The organism is Streptomyces aurantiacus JA 4570, assembly GCF_000414115.1.
In the GTDB taxonomy this organism is placed as follows: domain Bacteria; phylum Actinomycetota; class Actinomycetes; order Streptomycetales; family Streptomycetaceae; genus Streptomyces; species Streptomyces aurantiacus_A.
Map to the genome: position 1 here is coordinate 1 of NZ_AOPZ01000524.1, position 2,736 is coordinate 2,736.

1 pseudogene is annotated in these 2,736 nt (G+C 75.5%); it reads right to left on the reverse strand.

The window, feature by feature from the left end:
- A pseudogene (locus STRAU_RS44860) lies at window positions 1–2,469 on the reverse strand (SDR family NAD(P)-dependent oxidoreductase); the annotation flags it as partial.
- Window positions 2,470–2,736: the final 267 nt, after the last annotated feature.

The window sequence follows — 2,736 nt, forward strand, 5'->3', positions numbered from 1 at the left end:
TCCAGGCCGAACGCGTACGACAGGCGGCCGGAGACCACCGCGCCGGCGTTGCCGGTGAGCAGATACCCCTCGACGCCCTCCGGCGGCTCCTGGACGCCTTCGCCGTAGCCCTGGTAGCCGGAGCCGATGAAGACGCCGGTCTGGTGGCCGCGTACGGAGGTGGGCGCGATACCGGCGCGCTCGAACGCCTCCCAGCTCGAACGCCTCCCAGGTGGTTTCCAGGAGGAGGCGCTGCTGGGGGTCGATGGACAGGGCCTCGCGCGGTGAGATGCCGAAGAAGGCCGCGTCGAACTCGGCGGCGTCGTAGAGGAAACCGCCCTCCGCCTTGTAGGCCGCCGCTCCGGCGCCTTCCCAGCCGCGGTCGGCGGGGAAGCCGGAGATGGCGTCCGTGCCGTCGGCGACGAGCCGCCACAGAGCGTCGGGGCTGGTGGCGCCGCCGGGGTAGCGGCAGCTCATGGAGACGATGGCGATCGGGTCGTCGGCCGTCGCGGGCGCGCCCGCCGATGCCCCGGCGGTCGTGGTGCTCGGCGTGTCGCCCAGTGCCTCGCGGCGCAGGTGTTCCGCCAGGACGGCCGAGGTCGGATAGTCGAAGACGAGGGTCGTGGGCAGCTTCAACCCAGTCGCGGCGGCGAGCCGGTTACGGACCTCGACCGCCGTCAGCGAGTCGAAGCCCAGCTCACGGAACGCCCGCCCCGGCTCGACGGCTTCCGCACCCGCGTAGCCGAGGACGGCGGCGGCCTGGGCCCGCACCAGGTCGAGGGCCGACCGCTCCTGCTCCGCGGGCGGCAGGGCGGCGAGCCGCTCGGCCCAGTCGGAGCCCGTCACCGGGCTCTTCGCGCCGGACGCGACGACGGTCTCCGGTCCGGCGAGCGCGCGCCGCACCTCGGGCAGGTCCCCGATGAAGGGGCTCGGCCGCACCGACGTGAAGGCGGGCGCGAACCGCTCCCAGTCGACGTCCGCGACGGCCAGGAACGTCTCGTCGTACGCCACCGCCTCGGACAGTGCCGCGACCGCGCGGCCCGGTGCCATCGCCGTGACGCCGAGGCGCCGCAGGGCTTCCTCGGCCTCCTCTCCGGCCATGCCACTGCCGCCGCCCCACAGCCCCCACGCGACGGAGGTCGCGGCGAGGCCGCGGGCGCGCCGGGCTTCGGCGAGCGCGTCGAGGTGCGCGTTGGCGGCCGCGTACGCGCCCTGGCTGCCGCTGCCCCAGACGGCCGCGTTGGACGAGAACAGCACGAAGGCGTCGAGCGAACCGGTGTCGAGGAGTGCGTCGAGGTGCGTGGCACCCGCGACCTTCGCCTCCAGGACGCCCGCGATGTCGGCGGTGGTCATCGTCGCCAGGGGCTGCTCCTGGCCGACGCCCGCCGCGTGGAACACGGAGCGCAGGGTGCGGCCCTGGGCCGCGAGGTCGTCGAGAAGGCCCGTGACGGCGTCCCAGTCGGACACGTCGCAGGCGGCGACGGTCACTTCGGCGCCCAGCTCCTCCAGCTCCGCCTTCAGTTCACCGGCGCCGGGAGCGTCGAGACCACGACGGCTCGTCAGTACGAGGTGCTCGACGCCCTCGCTCGCCAGCCACCGCGCCACGTGCCCGCCGATGGCACCCGTGCCACCGGTGACCAGCGCGGTGCCGCGCGGCGTCCACTCCGGGGCCGCGCCCTTGCCCGTGTCCACGGGGGCGTGGGCGAAGCGGCGTACGAACACGCCCGTGTCCCGCACCGCGAGCTGGTCCTCGTCGCCGGTACCCGCCAGGACGGCGGCGAACCGGGACGCGGCCCGCGCGTCGTACGCCCGGGGCAGGTCGATCAGACCGCCCCACCGGTCCGGGTACTCCAGGGCCACGACGCGCCCCAGGCCCCATATCTGCGCCTGGACGGGGTGCGTGTCCCGGTCGCCGCGGCCGGTGGCGACGGCTCCGCCGGTCACCGCCCACAGCCGGGACCCGATCCCGGCGTCCCCGAGGGCCTGCACCAGGGCGACGGTGCCAGCGAGCCCCGCCGACACGGCCTCGTGCGCGCCGTGGGCGGACTCGTCGAGGCCGAGCAGCGAGACGACACCGGCGAGTTCCGCCGCGTGGGCCACGTCCCGCAGCTGCCCGGCGAGTGCCTCACGCGTCAACTCTGCGGCGGGTAGGGCCAGTTCGACGATCTCCGCACCGGCCGTGGCCAGCGCTTCCCGCACGCCCGCGGCCCACGGGTGCTCCGCCACGTTCGACGCCACGTGCTCCGGCACCACGACGAGCCAGCGGCCGGAGGGCCCGGACGTCGGCAGGGTGCCGCTCGGCAGCGGCTTCCAGGTGACCCGGTAGCGCCAGCCGTCGAGGGTGGACCGCTCGCGCCGCTGCCGCCGCCACGACGACAGGACCGGCAGTACGGCCCCCAGTCCGGCGGACGCGGGATCGTCCGCCACGTCCAGCTCGGCCGCCAGTTCCTCCAGGTCCTCGCGCTCCACCGCTTCCCAGAACCGGGCCTCCACGTCGGCCACGGCGGAGAGCGGCGTACCGTCCGGCACCCGGCCGTCGTCCGTCAGCCAGAAGTACTGGCGCTGGAAGGCGTAGGTGGGCAGGTCGACGACCGTTCCCGCGTCGGGGTAGAGGGCCTGCCAGTCGAGTTCGGCGCCGTGCGCGTGGGCCTCGGCGAGCGAGGCGGCGAGGCGGTCGGCGCCGCCCTCGTCGCGGCGCAGGGAGCCCAGCGAGACGGCTGCCTCCTCGCGGCCCGCGGCCTCGATGGTGGCCTGGAC